Source organism: Thermogutta sp., assembly GCF_039793925.1.
Lineage (GTDB): Bacteria > Planctomycetota > Planctomycetia > Pirellulales > Thermoguttaceae > Thermogutta.
In genome coordinates this window covers 19,467-36,297 of sequence record NZ_JBAMME010000200.1, presented here as the reverse complement: position 1 = coordinate 36,297, position 16,831 = coordinate 19,467, and the positions used below count along the sequence as shown (strand labels likewise).

The 16,831-nt window shown below is 58.1% G+C and carries 11 protein-coding genes; 3 read left to right on the top strand and 8 right to left on the bottom strand.

Annotation, left to right across the window (positions count from 1 at the left end; translation table 11 throughout):
* Positions 1 to 155: 155 nt before the first annotated feature.
* Together ABJK56_RS07870 and ABJK56_RS07865 are read left to right on the top strand one after the other, a co-directional pair.
* Positions 156 to 4,109, top strand: coding sequence for a hypothetical protein (locus ABJK56_RS07870; RefSeq protein ID WP_347244113.1), 3,954 nt, complete (start codon positions 156 to 158; stop codon positions 4,107 to 4,109).
* A gap of 243 nt (positions 4,110 to 4,352) precedes the next feature.
* Positions 4,353 to 6,275, top strand: coding sequence for a carbon starvation protein A (locus ABJK56_RS07865; RefSeq protein WP_347244112.1), 1,923 nt, complete (start codon positions 4,353 to 4,355; stop codon positions 6,273 to 6,275).
* 62 nt (positions 6,276 to 6,337) lie between these two features.
* Here ABJK56_RS07865 and ABJK56_RS07860 read toward each other — a convergent pair whose 3' ends face one another.
* The 6 genes from ABJK56_RS07860 to ABJK56_RS07835 all read right to left on the bottom strand — a co-directional run bounded on the left by ABJK56_RS07860 (position 6,338) and on the right by ABJK56_RS07835 (position 13,123).
* Positions 6,338 to 7,129: a HEAT repeat domain-containing protein gene (locus ABJK56_RS07860; RefSeq protein ID WP_347244111.1), complete on the bottom strand. Its 792-nt coding sequence runs from the start codon at positions 7,127 to 7,129 to the stop codon at positions 6,338 to 6,340.
* Between the two features lie 64 nt (positions 7,130 to 7,193).
* Positions 7,194 to 7,925: a ribonuclease PH gene (gene rph, locus ABJK56_RS07855; RefSeq protein ID WP_347244121.1), complete on the bottom strand. Its 732-nt coding sequence runs from the start codon at positions 7,923 to 7,925 to the stop codon at positions 7,194 to 7,196.
* A gap of 56 nt (positions 7,926 to 7,981) precedes the next feature.
* Complete coding sequence (argF, locus tag ABJK56_RS07850; protein ID WP_347244110.1) at positions 7,982 to 8,917, bottom strand: ornithine carbamoyltransferase; 936 nt, start codon at positions 8,915 to 8,917, stop codon at positions 7,982 to 7,984.
* Positions 8,918 to 8,960: 43 nt separating this feature from the next.
* Entirely contained in the window at positions 8,961 to 10,187 is a 1,227-nt protein-coding gene (locus ABJK56_RS07845) for an aspartate aminotransferase family protein (RefSeq protein WP_347244109.1), read from the bottom strand.
* Positions 10,188 to 10,390: 203 nt separating this feature from the next.
* The gene (argB, locus tag ABJK56_RS07840) at positions 10,391 to 11,311 is read right to left on the bottom strand and encodes an acetylglutamate kinase (protein WP_347244108.1); all 921 of its coding nucleotides are present in this window, start codon (positions 11,309 to 11,311) and stop codon (positions 10,391 to 10,393) included.
* Between the two features lie 348 nt (positions 11,312 to 11,659).
* Positions 11,660 to 13,123 carry an MATE family efflux transporter gene (locus ABJK56_RS07835; RefSeq protein ID WP_347244107.1) on the bottom strand — a complete coding sequence of 488 codons (1,464 nt, stop codon included), beginning with the start codon at positions 13,121 to 13,123 and terminating at the stop codon, positions 11,660 to 11,662.
* A gap of 275 nt (positions 13,124 to 13,398) precedes the next feature.
* Here ABJK56_RS07835 and ABJK56_RS07830 point away from each other — a divergent pair, with 275 nt between their 5' ends.
* Positions 13,399 to 14,922, top strand: coding sequence for a sulfatase (locus tag ABJK56_RS07830; protein WP_347244106.1), 1,524 nt, complete (start codon positions 13,399 to 13,401; stop codon positions 14,920 to 14,922).
* 144 nt (positions 14,923 to 15,066) lie between these two features.
* On the opposite strand, the gene ABJK56_RS07825 is transcribed toward ABJK56_RS07830, so the two are convergent.
* Positions 15,067 to 15,978, bottom strand: a complete 912-nt coding sequence (locus ABJK56_RS07825) for a ThuA domain-containing protein (protein WP_347244105.1) — start codon at positions 15,976 to 15,978, stop codon at positions 15,067 to 15,069.
* A gap of 166 nt (positions 15,979 to 16,144) precedes the next feature.
* Positions 16,145 to 16,825: a hypothetical protein gene (locus ABJK56_RS07820; RefSeq protein ID WP_347244104.1), complete on the bottom strand. Its 681-nt coding sequence runs from the start codon at positions 16,823 to 16,825 to the stop codon at positions 16,145 to 16,147.
* Between the last annotated feature and the right edge of the window lie 6 nt (positions 16,826 to 16,831).

Here is a 16,831-nt window from a genome sequence, read left to right as displayed (position 1 = left end):
AATATACAAGCGTGAGAAATGAAAAAATACAAGCCTCAGAATACAAAAGAAGACAAGCGTCAGAATCCAGGCGCCCACAGCCGGTTTCGCAACGGCTGAAGCCGTCTTCAAGAAAGCGGCGATCAATCGCCGCACTCCAAAAGGAGGAGATGATCATGCGAGCGTTGATGAATTCTCTTGCTAGCTGGCGGAAACCGAAAACACGTGCGACGGCCATCCTGACCATCACAGTGCTGGGCGTGGTATTTGCCAGCAGCTTGCCGATTGCAGCCGAGAACGGCGCGGTTTCTCCGGAAAATTCCTGCACTAACGGCTCCTTTGAGATTCTCGGGAAAAATGGTTTCCCGGTGGATTGGGGCCCCGTAGGCCGCGAGGTGAGCCTCTCATCCGACGCGCATTCTGGAAAATATGCCCTGCGGCTTGTCCGCACGGCCGAGACGGCAACACCGGAGACCGGGCTCAACCGCACCCGGCTCATTACCGAGCTCAAGGGCGGCATCGATTTCTGGTACAAGGCCGTTTCTGCGGAAGGCGCGCAGCTCAATATTTACGTCATTCCGGTCAATGAGGAGGGGATCGAACGGACGGGCTCCCCCCGGGCGACGTTCACCATCCCGGAAGACCACATCGGCGATGGCCACTGGCACCATGCCAGGTTGAAGTACGATTACACCGATAATCCCAAGGTCAAGAGTGTACACTTCGCAGCGCGGATTGTGGGCACGGCGGGAGAGCTTCTCCTTGATGATTTTCAGTACGTCGCCAAGGTAGGTCCGGTCCCTCACATCAAAAAGGTGCTGCTCGAAGAAGATCCCCAAACCCCGGGGCGGGAAGCTCGGATTCGGGTGTTGCTGGCCAATGCAGGGGATCGTCCGGCCGATAATGTGGAGGTGACGATCAGCCTTCCCGGGCAGGTACGCGATCGACCGAAAAAAACAACCGTTCCGCGGCTGGCCCCAGACGAAATCAGGCCCCTTTACTTCGCATGGACAGGAGTGCGCGATCGCCCCACGACGCTTTTGGCCACCGCCGTTTGTGGGGAACTTCAAGATGTGCGAAGGTTGGAACTCAAGCCGGCCCTGCGTGTTCGCAGTTTCGGGCCGGCGGAGCCTGTGGTTACCGTAGGTCAGACAGTTGTCCTGGAATGCGAACTGGAAAACACCGGCCAGGTCAATGTGGGTGGCATCACCGTCACGTTTGAAACACCGCAGGGGGCGACGCGGCAGGTAGTCAAAGCGCTCTTTCCTACCCGACGCACCGTTGTGCGGCATACCTTTGTCGCCGATGCGGAGACTCCCAACCTGCCCGTTAAAGTCTCCGTCCAGGCGAAGGACGTTCCCATCACGGAGAGTTCCGGAGGGGTGTGGTCTGGGCAATCGCGGGTGATAGTCGTCAAAAGCATCTCGCCGCCCCCGCCTCTGGGCCGGTTCTCGGTCGCGCCGCGACCCATTCCGGTCCTGGAAAACGAAAATCTCCGCCTTGTGTTTTACCCCTGCCAGCAACGGTTTTTTGCTGGGCGACTGGAGGTGAAAACCCCCCAGGGCTGGAAAGCCGCCGGCTGGTTGGTCTCCATGGGGCGGCTGGTTCTCCGCGATAGCGACGGGCACGTAGCAGAATCTCTACTGGCGGCGAAATCGTGCCAACTGGGCCCATCACCGACCGGTTCCGGCGGCGTTCTGGTGTTCCCCTGCACCGTCAAAACCCCCGATGGTGCCACCATCACAGCGACTGTGAGATTTTCTCTAGACGCCGGGAGCAACACCTGCCGGTTGGATGCACAATTGGAAAGCGATCGCTCGGTTGATATTTTGGCCTGGGGGTTGCCCATGGTGTATATCCACCAGCGCGACGAGGCGGTCTTCCCAGGGCTGGAGTGGCTGGTGGACGACGAATTGTCGAGTGACAGTCTCGACATTGCGGAAGATCATCCCGACCGCATCCGTTATGTTGTGCATCCCAACATGATCACCATCCCTGCAGTGGGAATCCATGGGCCACATGGCACAGTGGGCCTGATTTGGGAAAACCGTCCGGTGGATGACCGATTTCCCCCGGCGTTCGCGTTCGCCTCCCCGGACCGCTTCAACCATCAGCGAAGCCACCTGATGGAGCTGTTCCTGCCGCCCGTTCCCGAGTTCACACCGGTTAACAGTCGTGTCGCATCAAAGGCCTACACGCTTGAATCCAACCGACCGCTCCGCTTAACAGCCAATCTCTGGACAGATGGTCAGGCAAGCGATGCGCTTGCCATCATCACGGACTTCGTGAAAAGTCGCAAGATTGGCCCCGCCCATCCCCTGCCCCACACTTCTTTAGCTGGTGAAATTGTGTTTTCCACACGTGCCTACCTGGAATCATTATGGGATCCCGAAACACACCAGTGGTGGACAACCAAAGGAAACGCTCTTCTTTCTCGCCAGGCATTGCCGCCCGATTTTGCCGCCGACCTGGTGCTCGGGAGCATGCTGACCGATGATCAAAACCTCAAGAAACGGTGTGAGGAGCGCCTGGCGGAGGTTTGTGGGCGGATCAAACTCCCACCGCGACTCGATGCTCTGCGGATGGGCGGTCGCGCGGACCAGGTCTGGGCAAACGCCAACCGCGTGGCAGCTCTGTTGGCTTCTCGCCGTGAAGACGGCACCTGGCGGTTTGACGCTGACTGGCCGGGCAGTGGACCTTTCGTCGGTATGGACTACCGGGAACTGGGCCCCCATGAGGCCCTGGAGGTCGGCACCTGTGCCCGAAATGCTTACGAAATCCTCGCTTTCGCGCGGATAACAGGTGACTGGGGCCTCTACGAAGAGATGGTGAAAACGCTGGAGCTGATGGAAACGTTCCGCGTTCCCCGAGCGGCGCAGGTGTGGGAGGTCCCCGTCCACACCCCGGACATCCTGGCCGCTGCCGACGCCGTCGATGCGTACATCGAGGCCTACCGCCTCAGCGGGGAGAAACGTTGGCTCCAGGATGCCGTTCTCTGGGCCAAGCGGGGATTACCTTTCGTTTATCTCTGGAGCGATCCCCAGAAGCCGTTTCTCCAGGGGGCCAGCATTCCCGTCTTCGGCGCCACATGGTACCGCGGTTCATGGTTCGGACGTCCCGTCCAGTGGAACGGCCTGCGATACGCTTACGCCCTCCTCAAACTGGCGGAGTATGATCAAAGTCTCCCATGGAAAGAGCTGGCCACTATCCTCATCCACAGCGCCATCCATCAGCAGGACCAGGAGGGCGAAAACGTGGCCCTCTGGCCCGACAATATCAGTGCCATCACCGGTGAAAAATGTCCCTGGGTGTTCGCTCCTCGGCAGATCATCGGATGTATCACCAAGTTAATTGGACGGGACGAAGAACCTCGCAGCGTCTACGCCGGGCCCGAGGATCAGCGGTTCGCACTCACATCCCTCGGGAGGATTGACCAGGTCCGCTGGGGCGGTGAGACCCTCGAATTTCAGATCAAGTTTCCTCCGGGAGAAGTCGGCCCGGTGTTGATCGCCAACATCGCGAGGCCGCAGGAAGTGGCCATCAATGGTGAGCCGATCCACCAAAGCGATCAGCCACACGTGGAAGATGGCTCTGCCTGGTGCTATGACCCGGGAAGCGCGCTGCTGACCGTTCAGGTGGGAGCGACGGGACCGGTGACCGTCTCCATCAAACCGGCCGTCTACCGCACTGTGGACCGCATTCCGCGGTTGGCGAAGCTCCTCACGTTCACATTCGATGCGGGATTGGAAGGTTGGATTGCGGCCCATGATGTGACCGACCTGGCGGTGAAAGACAGTACGCTTGTGGGACGCATCACGGGCCCCGACCCCTACATCATTCGGCCCAACCTCCGCATTCCGGCTGCGGCTTACAAGACCGTCGTCATCAGGATGAGCACCACCGCCGGAAGAATGGCGCAGCTTTTCTGGGCGACCGAGCGTTCGCCAAACTTCGACGAAGAAAAATCGCTCCGGTTTGCGGTGGAGCCGGATGGCCAGCTCCATGACTATCGTCTCAGCCTGGCCGATCATCCTGACTGGAACAATCAGATTATTGTGGCCCTGCGGCTCGATCCGGGCGGCGGCACGGCCGAGGGCCAGTTCCAGGTGGACGCCATCCTTGGTGAATGAAAAGAACAGAGGAAGACCGGTGCAAATGAAGTGCATGGGCACCGCTGGGAAACCTCCAGGGATTGCTGGGGGTGAACGATGGAGATATTGACTGGTGCACTTTCATTTCCCCGAAAATATTGCGGCATCATGCGCGGAGATTTATGCTAAATTTGAGCGTTTTTTCGTTTACACCAAGCACCCAAACGTAGTCGGGCGTTCCCGGTCGGCTTGCGACACTGAACACGCGTAAGGGAGAGAGTCATGCTGGATCAGGCCGTCATCGTTGTTCTGGTGGCGTTTGGCCTACTCTTTCTGGCCTACCAGGTGTATGGTCGGTTCCTGGCACGGAGGGTGTTTCAACTCGACCCCGATCGTCCCACCCCTGCTCACACGATGTACGACGGCATCGACTACTGTCCTGCCAAAACTCCGGTGCTGTTCGGACATCATTTCGCTTCGATTGCAGGCCTGGGACCGATATTGGGGCCTGCCTTAGCTGTTATCTGGGGTTGGTTACCGGCGGTCCTGTGGGTTATTTTCGGTGCCATTCTGATCGGTGCTGTCCACGATCTGGGAGCTCTCGTGGTGAGCCTTCGGCATCGGGGGCGTTCGGTGGGCGAAGTTGCGTATTACGTGCTTGGCCCACGTGCCCGGCTGCTTTCGCTGCTGATCATTTTTTTTCTCATGTCGCTGGCGATGGGCGCGTTTTGCAACACGCTGGCCGATTTGTTCCTCAATTACAACCCCGACGCGATTATTCCCTCTGTGGGGTTGATGCTGTTGGCCGTCCTCTTTGGACTGTGCGTCTATCGATTGAAAGTACCGCTGCTCCCCGCTACGGTGGGCGCCCTCGTGGTGTTTGCCGGACTCATCTACTATGGAGAAAAGGATCCGGTCCTGACGTATGAATGGCTGTGCACCCCTCAAACCCGACAGGCGTTGGAAGAGGCTCGCGATGCGAAGCCCACCATGGGACGGCCGGGGTTTTCGCGTCCCTACGGCGCAGCCGCCGCCATCGATTACTTCACGGCACAAGGTCGCGATGATGTGGTTCGCGAACTAGGGGCGATTGGCGACGCGACAACCGTTTTGGGCAAGGCCAATTACGCGTGGATTGGAGCGCTCCTTTTGTATGCCTTTTTAGCCTCTGTGCTGCCGGTTTGGCTTCTCCTTCAGCCGCGGGATTACATTAACAGTTTTCAGCTCTATTTCGCTCTGATTGCCCTGTTCGTCGGTTTGCTGATCGCTGCAGCCGTGGGTAGCGAATATGCCAGGATCGACGCTCCTGCGATCCGGCCTAGTGTCCCGGGGGCCCCACCGCTCATCCCCCTTCTTTTCGTGACGATCGCCTGTGGTGCAGTGAGTGGTTTCCACTCGTTGGTCTCCAGCGGAACGACCGTCAAGCAGCTCAATCGGGAAAAAGATGCCCTTTTGGTGGGCTATGGCGCCATGCTCGTGGAAGGTGCCCTGGCCGTGCTCGTGATTGCCGCGTGCACTGCCGGGCTTTCCCAGTTTGACTGGAGCGATAAGGGTGTTTATGCAAGCTGGACTGCCATTCGAGGACTGGCCGCCCAGCTCAATGCTGTGGTTCGCGGAAGCGCCAACATTCTCTCTCACCTAGGAGTTCCCACTGGTATTGGTTCTACGTTCATTGCGGTGACCGTCACGGCGTTCGCACTCACCACGCTCGATTCCGCAACCCGCCTGCTCCGCTTTAACGTGGAAGAGCTTTGCCAGGCGGTGGGTTTGAAATTCCTTGCCAACCGATATTTCGGCTCGCTCATGGCCGTAGCAGGAATCGGTTTTTTTGCGGTCGTTCCCGCGGGCAAAGCCCTCTGGACGCTGTTCGGTACGACCAACCAGCTTCTTGCCGGTCTGGCCCTGTTGATCGTGAGCGTGTACCTCTATCAGAATCAGCGGATGTATGCCTTCACGCTCGTACCGATGATTTTCATGCTCCTCATGACCGGGGCTGCAATGATCTACAATCTGATTGGATTTTATCAGGAGGGTAAGACCGTTTTGTGGGTAACCACGGTTATTGTTCTGATCATGGCGGGCTGGCTGATTGTGGAAGGCCTCGCCGCATTCCTCCGCGGTCCGCAACGTTCAGTCACCACTCCGCGCGAAGAGCCGACCATTTCACCTCAAGAGAAGCGCGAAGCGGCGGAAACTGTGCTCTGAAGCGGTACAGCTCAGGACTAACGCAGCCAGTCGGTGGGCGATTGTGGGCTGACCAGGCGCCATCAGGGCGAACTTTTTCTCCCCGTGATCCGGTTGAGCGCGTCATGAACGGTTGATTGAAGCACAGGCGTCCCCTGACGGGCCAGCTCCTCCAATTGCGGCACAGCAGACCGGGCCGCGGGACCAAGTTCTCCTAATGCTTCCACTGCTGCCATTTGTACGTTGGGGTCGGCATCATGAAGTGCGCCAGCAAGGGCTTCCACGGCTTCTTCACTCGTCGCTCGGCAGCGGCCGAGTGCCCGGGCAGCCGCCATGCGCACCCGTTCATCCCCGTCCTTCAGGGCTTCACAGAGGGCGTGCACAACCTCAGGCGAAGCCTGACCGATGAATCCAAGACTCTCCGCTGCCACGTCTCGTCCGTCCCAGGTTTGATCCTGAAGAGCCTCCACGATCACAGGAATTGCAACGGCGGCGCGGGGACCAAACGCACCGAGGGCCCTGATCGCCGCCATGCGCGCCGTGGGTTTGCTGCGATCTTGTGCCATCTCGGCAAGAAAGGGAACCTGCTTTGGCCCATATTTAACCAGGGCATCAATCGCTTGGTCCCTCACCTGGGGATTGGGGTGCGCGAGGAGCTCGCGCCACTGTTCGGGTGTCTTGTCTGTGTATTTGACTTCATGGAATTCGGTTCGACGCGATGGCCTTCTCGACTCTTTGGTATTTTCCCCAATGGGGGGCATCGGACGGCAGGAGGCGACAACAAGAAAAATAAAGGCAAGAAAGACACACGGACTCACTTTTTTTGCGCGGAGCACACCATCTGGCATCAGCCACCACCAGCATTTCTGCAACATGTCGCTGTCCTGCACGTGGTGCTTTCCTCTCACAAAAGGGATCATGCGATCTGGATCAGATTGATTAGGGAGCCCACGGCCAATCGTCTCCAAGCGCTTCTCGCTGGAGGCGCGTCAGTTCCGCGATCCCCTGCGCAGCCAGGTCCAGGATGCGTTCAAGGAGCAGCCGATCGAAGGGCTCGTGTTCGGCTGTCCCCTGAATTTCCACGAACTTTCCGCTCCCCGTCATGATGACATTAAAATCCACAGCCGCCTCATTGTCTTCCTGCTGGTTGGGATCCAGGACGAGGTCTTCGCCCCATTGGGCAACGCTGACTGCCGCCACGCTGTCATGGAGAGGTAAACGTTCTGGGTTGGGGAGTTCGGCCTGAATCGTCCGGAGGGCATCCACAAGAGCGATGAACCCGCCGGTGATGCTGAGCGTTCGGGTACCACCATCTGCCTGAAGCACGTCACAGTCGATCGTGATGGTGCGAGGCCCTAGCGACGGAAGATCGACCACGCCACGCAGGCTGCGACCAATCAGGCGCTGGATTTCGGCAGTCCGGCCTTCCACACGACTGCGTTCCCGCTGCTTGCGTGGAGACGTGCTGCCAGGCAGCATGCTGTATTCTGCGGTGAGCCAACCACTTCCCTGATCCGCCAACCAGGCTGGCACCTGCGGCTCGACATTGGCCGTGCACAGGACGATACTCCGCCCGGCAGAAATAAGGACACTTCCCGCGGAAGCCGTTGTGAAGCGCCGCTGGATGGTTATCGGTCGCAGCTCATTCCAGGTTCGACCATCCCCCCGCATCGCCACGTCGCTGACTCCCTATTCACAAGATTTTGAAGGGCTTCAACCGAAACTGTTCACGCATGCGCCCCAAGGAGCCACGCCAGAATGCCCTTCTGAACGTGCAACCGGTTGGCGGCCTGTTGGAGGACGACACTCTGCGGCCCGTCGATTACCTCGTCCGTCACTTCTTCTCCTCGATGGGCCGGGAGGCAGTGCATGAACACCGCGCCTTTCTGCGTATGGGACATCAGTTTGGCATTGACCTGGTAGGAGGCGAAATCCCGGCGGCGCTGTTCCGCTTCTCCCTCCTGCCCCATACTCGTCCACACGTCTGTGTAAACCGCGAGCGCATCCCGCACGGCGTCTTCGGGACGATCCACCACTTCGAACTGGAAATCCGGATATTTTTTCCGCAAGCGATCCACAAACTCCGGTTCGAATCGGTACTTTTCCGGGGTGGCCATGACAAATCGCACACCGAGTTTGGCGCAACCTTCGGCAAGGCTCCGTGCCACGTTGTTTCCATCACCCACCCATGCCAGGGTATGCCCCCGCAGTTTACCGGCAATTTCCCGCAAGGTGAACAGATCGGCCAGCGCCTGACAGGGATGGGCGTAATCGGTCAGGCCGTTGATCACCGGGCAACTGGAATACCGGGCCAGCTCTTCCACAGTTTGATGTTTATTGCCGCGAAAGACAATGACATCCACATACTGGCTGAGGACCGAGGCGAAATCAGCCATCGTTTCCCGTTTTCCAAACCCCGCGTCCTGTCCCAGGAAAATGGCACTCCCGCCGAGATGGACCATGGCTGTTTCAAAACTCACCCGAGTGCGAAGCGAGGGCTTCTCAAAAATCAAAGCCATGACCCGTTGCGGCAGCAGCGGCTCACGAACACCTTCCAGAAATTTGGCCTTGAGGTCTTCACTGATCGAAAAGATCCGTTCGATCTCGGCCGCCGAAAGATCCTCCACCGTTAACAGGTGCCGACGTTCCAGTTTTATCATCATGGAGCCCTCCGCGCTTTAGGGAGCCGCTTATCGGGTTCGGTAATCACGGTTTGCCAGCCGACTCCAACCGGCCTGCCGCGTAGGCGCCGAGCACGTCCGCCAGAATGTCACAGCCTTCGTGAACCTGATCATCAGTCATGATCATGGCCGGTAACAGGCGGATCACTGTGTTATGAGTACAGTTGATGAGCAGACCGCGACGGAGACAGGCATCCACCACCGGAGCCCCTTCCAGCGTCAACTCAATTCCGATCATCAGTCCAACAATGCGGACTTCGCGAATGATGGGACAGGTATTCTTCAGTTCTCCCAGGCGTTGGGCGAAGATCGCACTGATGTGCTTTGCCCTTTCGAGAAGATTTTCCTTTTCAATCATTTCAATGGTGGCCAGGCCCGCTGCCGCTGCAATGGGATTTCCCCCGAAAGTGGACGCATGCATGCCCGGACGCAGGCTGGCGGCTACCTCAGGCTTTGCCAGCATCGCTCCACCCGCCAGACCGCCGCACAGTGATTTGGCCAGCGTCATGATATCTGGAGTCACACCGAAATACTGGTAGCCGAACCAGTGGCCAGTTCGGCCGCATCCGGTTTGCACTTCGTCAAACACGAGCAGCAAATTGTGCCGGTCGGCAAGCTCGCGGAGCCCTGCCAAAAAACCATCGGGCGGAATCACCACCCCCCCTTCTCCCTGAATGGGCTCCACCATGATGGCCGCCGTCTCGCTGTCGATAGCCCTGGCCACCGCATCCAGATCGCCGAAGGGACAGTACACAAAGCCGGGCAGTAGCGGTCCCAGTCCCTCATGATACTTGGGCTGCGCCGTGGCAGAGAGCGATCCCATCGTCCGCCCGTGAAAACCGCCCTCAAACGTGATGATCTTGTACCGCCCTTTCGGACTGTACAAGCGAACGAGCTTGATGGCCGCCTCGTTGGCCTCGGTTCCCGAATTGCAAAAAAACGCCTGACCTCCGAAGCTCCGCTCGGACAGTGCCTGAGCCCATAGTCCCTGGAGCTCCATGTACCAGGTGTTGGGGACGTGAATGAGGCGGCCAAGCTGTTCGCGAACGGCGTCCACCACCCTTGGCGGACAATGACCCAGAAGGTTACAGCCCCAACCAGGGAAAAGGTCGAGATAGCGATTTCCTTCGGCGTCCCAAACGTAGACACCTTCTCCACGCACCAGCGCCACCGGAAACCGCCGGTAGTTGCCGATGACATACCGATCAAACAGGGTAATGATTTCTTTGGAGCTCAATTGAGGGCGATCCACCTCAGTGCTTCCTTTTCCGACCGAATCAGGCGATCCCGGACCCCGAAAAACAGCCGAGATTACGCAAAAGTAACTCGCATCAAAACCTTAACTCCGTGTTAGCCATTCAACTTCTCCAATCCCCGCTCCGCCATGCAACTTCAGAAATATGTTCCCCGAGAAGTGACCAATCACACCACGGCAAAAGGAACCCGTCTCTCAACTCAAGATGCCCCGCAGGTGCCGTTGGAGGGTGTCGAACCGTCGCGAATGATTTCCGTGCCGACACCTGTCGTGGTGTACACTTCCAGCAAAAGGGAATGACGCAGGCGGCCATCGATGATATGTATCTTGTTGACCCCGTGCTTGAGAGTTTCCAGGCAGGCCTCCACCTTGGGAATCATCCCCGCATCAATGACCCCCTGGCGAATCAGCTCGCGGGCCTGTTCGGCCGTCAGCGAGTGGATGAGAGAATCGGGGTCATCCTTGCGGAGCCGAACACCGTTGACATCGCTGAGGAAAACAAGCTTTTCGGCCTTGACGGCCTGGGCCACCGCCGTGGCTGCTGTGTCCGCGTTGACATTAAGCTTCATCCCGCTCCCATCGTCAGCCAAGCACATGGATGGTATGACCGGCACCACTCCCTGATTGCATAACTCTTTGATGGTATCCACATCCACCCGCGTGACCTCGCCCACGTACCCGAGATCGACAGGCTCACCGTTTTCGTCGTGAAGCACGAGCTTGCGGCCGAACAGAACGTTTTTCGTCCGGAAATTGAGTGCCTGAGCGTGACCACCGAGTTCCTCGATACCGCGAGCGAGGCTTTCATTGATTTCGTACGCCAGGACCTCCTCCACAATCTTGAGCGTTTCTTCGTCCGTGTAGCGCCGGCCCCGCACAAATCGCGGCTGGATGCCGGCCTTTTGCATCGCCCGGCTGATAGCGGCGCCACCGCCGTGCACCACCACGGGCTGCATTCCCACGGTTTCCATAAAAAGGATGTCAAGCAGCAGGTGCGTCATTGCCCGCTGCTCTTCCATCACACTACCGCCCAATTTGATGACCGTAATCTTGCCGCGGAAGGTGCGAATCCAGCGTAGGGCCTCAATGAGTACGTCCGCTTTTTCAATGGCTTGCTGCAAGGTTCGAACCTCTCCCGGTGACCAAAAAGTGAAAAAAGCACCCGCCCAAAAAAGGAAAGACACCGCCCAGGCCGGGCGGTTCTCCGCGACATCAACCAAAAATTGTTATTTTGCTACGCCGACCGCGAAACAGTCAACGCCCCGCCCGATTACTACCACCTGGTGCGAAATCTTCCAGGGGCAAGAGCAAGGAATTAGCAAAGGGCGAGGGGATGTTCCGTGCAACCAAAGTGCAAAAATGCACGCTTTTTTGCCGGTGGGTCACACTCGTCGCGCCCGGTGAACGGGATTGGATGCACCCCGGCTCGACAAACGGATTCGACAATCGGGTCTCTAAGATGCGAGTCATCAATCGATTTCGTTGGCGAGAGCAGACAGGCTTTCGACCTCAGCCACCGGACTGGGCATTTCCAATTCGATGGACTCATCGATGACCGCAGGCTCGATGACCCGCATCTCACGCCAATGTCCCTGGAGAAATCGAAGGAGGTAGATCAACCCCAAGGCGCAGGTCCAAAGCGTGAGAACCACCCAGGAGAAAAGCAGTCCCGCGCCGAAAAACTCGGTACCGAGCCACGTGAGGGCTGCCGGGATCGGGCACATGATTAGCCCGACTCGGAGAATAAAGCGCGTGTCTCCCGCTCCCCGGAGCGCCCCCGAGAAAATGAGGTTCATGGCATCAAAAAGACAGTAGGCCGCTACAAATCTCAGCAAAAAAATGATGGTTGGCCGCAATGCGGTGAAGCTTTCTCCAGCGGTCCCCGCAGAATAGGCAAAGAGGAAAATATCCGGGACTAGAACGTAGGCGACCGCTAGCACGCCAGTATAAAGGGCAGCCAACTGGAAAGCCGTCCACGTGGCGCGTTCCGCCCGCCGCGGCCGATTGGCCCCCAGTTCCTGCCCTACCAGGGTTGTCACGGCGATAGAAAGTCCGAGGGGAGGAATGAAGGCGAGGCTGTTCACATTAAAGGCGAGATTACTGGCGGCCGTGGCCTCTTCTCCCAGACGCCCCACCAGGAGCAAAAACCCCGTGAAACCGGCTCCCTCCAGAAACCATTGCCAGCCATTGGGAGCCCCAAAATACCACAGACGACGGAGGAGCGGCCATTCCAGGCGACGTGCGTCGGCAAGGCGGTATTCTCCATATCGTGGGGACGACATCAGCGCGAAATAGCATAGCACTTTGAACCACTGGGCAACCGTACTGGCCCAGGCTGCCCCTTCCAGACCTCCTTCCGGAAACCCCAGCTTGCCGAAAATCCACAGATAGTCGAGTACGAGATTGATCACTGCGGCGGCGGTATCCACGAGCATCACACTGCGTGTATCGCCCCGACCCGTGAAAAACCCAGCCTGGACCGCCGAGAAGAGCATCGCCCCTGCCGAAAGCATGGCCACCTGATAGTAACGGGCCTCCAGTTCCGCCAAATGCGGAGGATGGCCCACCGCTAGGAACATCCACCGGGCGAGCGGAATTGTCAGCATGAGTGGCGGCAAAAAGAAGACGGAAAGCCAAAGTCCCTGGCCGATGACGGGCCCCACTCGATGGGGCCTTTTGGCCCCTTCATACTGGGCGACAAACGTTGTCACGTAGCTGACCAGCCCCATGGCGAAGGAAACCAGCGTCCATTGGACCATCCCGGCGGGCAGCACGGCAGCCACGGCGGCAGTATCGTACCACACCAGAAACATCCGGTCGGTGAAATTCATCACCGTCCAGGATGCGAACGAAATCACAAGCGGTAGTGCCAACGCCAGAACTGCCCGGGCACCACACGGTTGCAACCACCAGCGACGCCAACGCCTCAGCATACACAGCCCTTTTATCGATAGTTGGGTTATTTCGTCAGACTGCACTGCTACAATACAGCCTTACTTGGCTGGCAGAGAGATCGTTTGACGGGGCCCCACTCCGACGCCTCAAAAGGCCTGCGCAGGAGAACTTCAAAAAAGCCGTCCCCAAATTCTGCGCTTGCAACGCGCCGCGCAATAGGGACCATGCACAGGGGTCGTCACCGGGGAGACCCCCATCAGACGAACCCCCCTTACGGGGGCCAAAAGCAGACACATTTCAGGAGGTTGTAGGAGTGAGTCATCGCAGTCCCATTATAGCGGCCGGGCGTGCATTCGTCTTTGCCGCCGTTGGAGCGATTGTCACCACAGTTTGGGGTGGTGTCCGCCTCGTTCAGGGAGGAGAGTCCACTATTAGAGAGGGATCTCACCCCAATTTCATCTTCATTCTGGCGGACGATTTGGGCTATACGGATCTCGGTTGCTACGGCAGTCGATACTACGAGACCCCCAACATCGACCGCATGGCAGCCGAGGGCATGAGGTTCACAGACGGATACACCGCGGGACCAAACTGTCAGCCAACACGAGCAGCTCTTATTAGTGGACAGTATGGCCCCAGAACGGGGGTGTACACGGTGGGGAGTATTGAGCGGTTCCCCTGGCGCACTCGACCCCTCCGTCCGGTTGATAATGTGGAGAAACTGCCGCTGGATAAAGTAACCCTGGCTCAGGCGCTCAAGGGTGCCGGGTATGTGACTGGCCTATTCGGAAAATGGCATTTGGGAGAGGATCCCGAGCACCATCCCAGCGCCCGCGGTTTCGATGAAGCCATCACCTCCGCGGGACGGCATTTCAATTTCGTGACGAATCCGCGCGTTTCCTACCCGGAAGGCACCTATCTGGCGGACTTCCTGACGGACAAAGCGGTGGACTTCATTAACCGTCACTCCCAGGAGCCGTTTTTCTTATGCGTGCATCACTTTGGAGTCCATTCTCCCTACCAGGCCAAAGCGGAACTGATTAAGCACTTTGAACGAAAGCCCCCGGTGGACGGTCACAGTAACCCTGTCTACGCTGCGATGATCGCCAGTGTCGATGAGAGCGTGGGGCGGATCCTGGCCGCGCTGGCAGAGCTCGGATTGGACAAGAATACGCTCGTCATTTTCACGAGCGACAACGGGGGCGTGGGCGGCTATGAACGTCTCGGAATTATGGGCGGAAGCATCACCGATAATGCGCCCCTTCGCGGCGGTAAAGGCATGCTTTACGAGGGAGGGATCCGCGTGCCGTTTATTTTCCGCTGGCCTGGTCACATCCCAGCCGGTGCGGAATGTCGCGTGCCAATTCACAGCGTCGATATTTATCCCACGCTCCTTGAACTGGCCGGCGCGAAGCCGCCCGCCGATTACGTCCTCGACGGGGTAAGCCTGGTACCGTTGCTACGCCAGGGTGATAAAGCCCAATTCCCAGAAAGACCGCTGTTCTGGCATTTTCCCGGCTATCTGGGCGCCGGTCAGGGAACCTGGCGCACAACACCCGTCGGCGCTATTCGGCTGGGGGACTGGAAGCTCCTGGAATTTTTCGAAGATGGGCATCTGGAACTTTATAATCTCCGCGAGGACATCGGCGAGGAAAAGAATCTGGCCTCGCAGAATCCCCAGAAAGCCGCCGAACTCCATGAGCTACTCAAGAAATGGCGGGCAGAAATCCATGCGCCCATGCCCACTCCCCACACGCCGGAACCGGCCGGAAAAGCCCAGCAGTCAGAGAACCGCCCCCGACGAGCCCAGCGACGGGCACAGCAGAGCAGCCCATAGGATATCTAGAACCACGTGTTGGTCCGATAGGTGGCGTGAGGGGGGGCCGCGATAGCGGGCGGGGGTCAAGCATGTTTGTAGCCTAGGTGTTTTTCGTATGCGGTTTCCGATCCAGGCTCTGTGACGCCTCGGGAGACGAAACACTCACTTCTTGGTGGGCTTTTGCGGCAGCACGTCAGCCTGGGGGGTGACACGGCTAAAATTAGCCGGGAGCTCCACATCCACATTCTTGAGAACCCAGTTCAATCCCGCCGTCACAAACGTGGCAAAGATGGGGCTCGTCCACACGTCTTCCGTGTGTCCCATGGAGGTGAAAAACACGTGTCCCTTTCCTTCTCGCCTTGCCCAGGTGCACGGGAAAGGCGGACGCCGGTAACAATCCCCCTCGAGATACCGCGTCTCCTGCACAAGGATGACGTGCATGTCAGGGTTGAAGTTTTTCAGGGAATACCACTCGTCGAAGAACGCGACCCCCTCCGCAATGCCTAAAGAGGCAATCGGCGGGAGACGGTGGGACACGAGTGTCAAAGACGCCTCCTGCTGCGGACCGTGGGTGAGAAACTCCGCCCCGACCATGCGAAGAAATGGATCCACCTTTTCCGGCGGAGCATTTGCATAAAGGTCCCCTGGAGTTCGCCAGCATGCACAGGTAGAGTGGAAACCGAAAAACCCTTTTCCCTCACGAATAGCCGTCAGAAGCCGCTCCTTTCCCGCGGCGCTCATGGGGGGCTCATTCGCGTCGTTCGGCTGAGTCAAATCTCCGTTGCAATAGAAAGCGAAGGCATCGTATTGGGACAGGTCTTGATCGAACACCCGGCCATCTTTGGTACACACGACTTCCACATCCATGTCCCCAGCGATTTCAACAAGCCGCTGCTCGGCGAAGCTCAATTCATTGGGGGTCTTCCGTTTCACAATGTCGTGGTAGTAACCGACGTTGCGGGTGAAAAAAAGCACTTTCTTCTTTTGCTGGGTTCTTCCGGCGTGGGCGACGGAGTGCGTCATCATCGCCAGGAACCCGCCCGACACCAGCTTCAGCATCTCCCGACGTCGCATGATCAGCCCTCCCCAACTCGATTTCCGTGACGGCAGTTTAAGTTTTATTAGTTCTCTCCAAAAGTTCAAAAGGTTTGCTGCATTTACCCCACCCCGCTGTGTCCCTTGGTACCCGAAGCTGGAACACCGACGCTGCCATGCCTTGCCTTCGAAGGCCCGTCAACGATCATCGGAAGTTCCCTTCAGGGGGAACAATTGCATGTTTTCCATGGCAATCAGTGCAGGGAGAATCCTTTCTCACATACCGGCCATTTTCACGCCGTTTGCCGAGATTTTTCTGGAGGTAGGTCTCCACTTCAGCGGGGTGCCGGTGTTGAGGGTGACATTGTTTGCAAAACGGCTCGATCTCCGCCCGGCCCCACATCACGTCCGGCTTCACGACATTGAACTCGTCTCCGCGATGGGCAAGCGAGTCACCATGACACCCCATGCAGGTGATCCCGGCTCGCAAATGAACGGCGGAAATCGGCTCTTCTTCAAAATCTGCGTGGCAGACCATGCAAGAAGAATTGTCGGTTTCCTCTCCCCTATCAAACAAAACTGGCTTATCCCGATTGAACCGGGGATTTTCAACCAGGATCATCCGAGTCCCCTGTCCACTCGGCGAGCGGGTGGGCTCCGACGGCGTGTCCAAGTTCGCTTTCTCTGAACCACCACCGTTATCCTTTCCCCTCAATCCTTCCTCACGGGCTGATGCTTTCGATCCCGTGGTGCTCGATGCGCCCGCCTGAGCATCCTGCTTTTCTACAGCAGGCGTCTCCCGCCCAACACCTTTTCGCAATCCCAAAACAGCGACGACTAAGAAGAGCAGAGCCGTAGCGCAAACGATGGTTCTCGGGTTCCTCATTCTGCT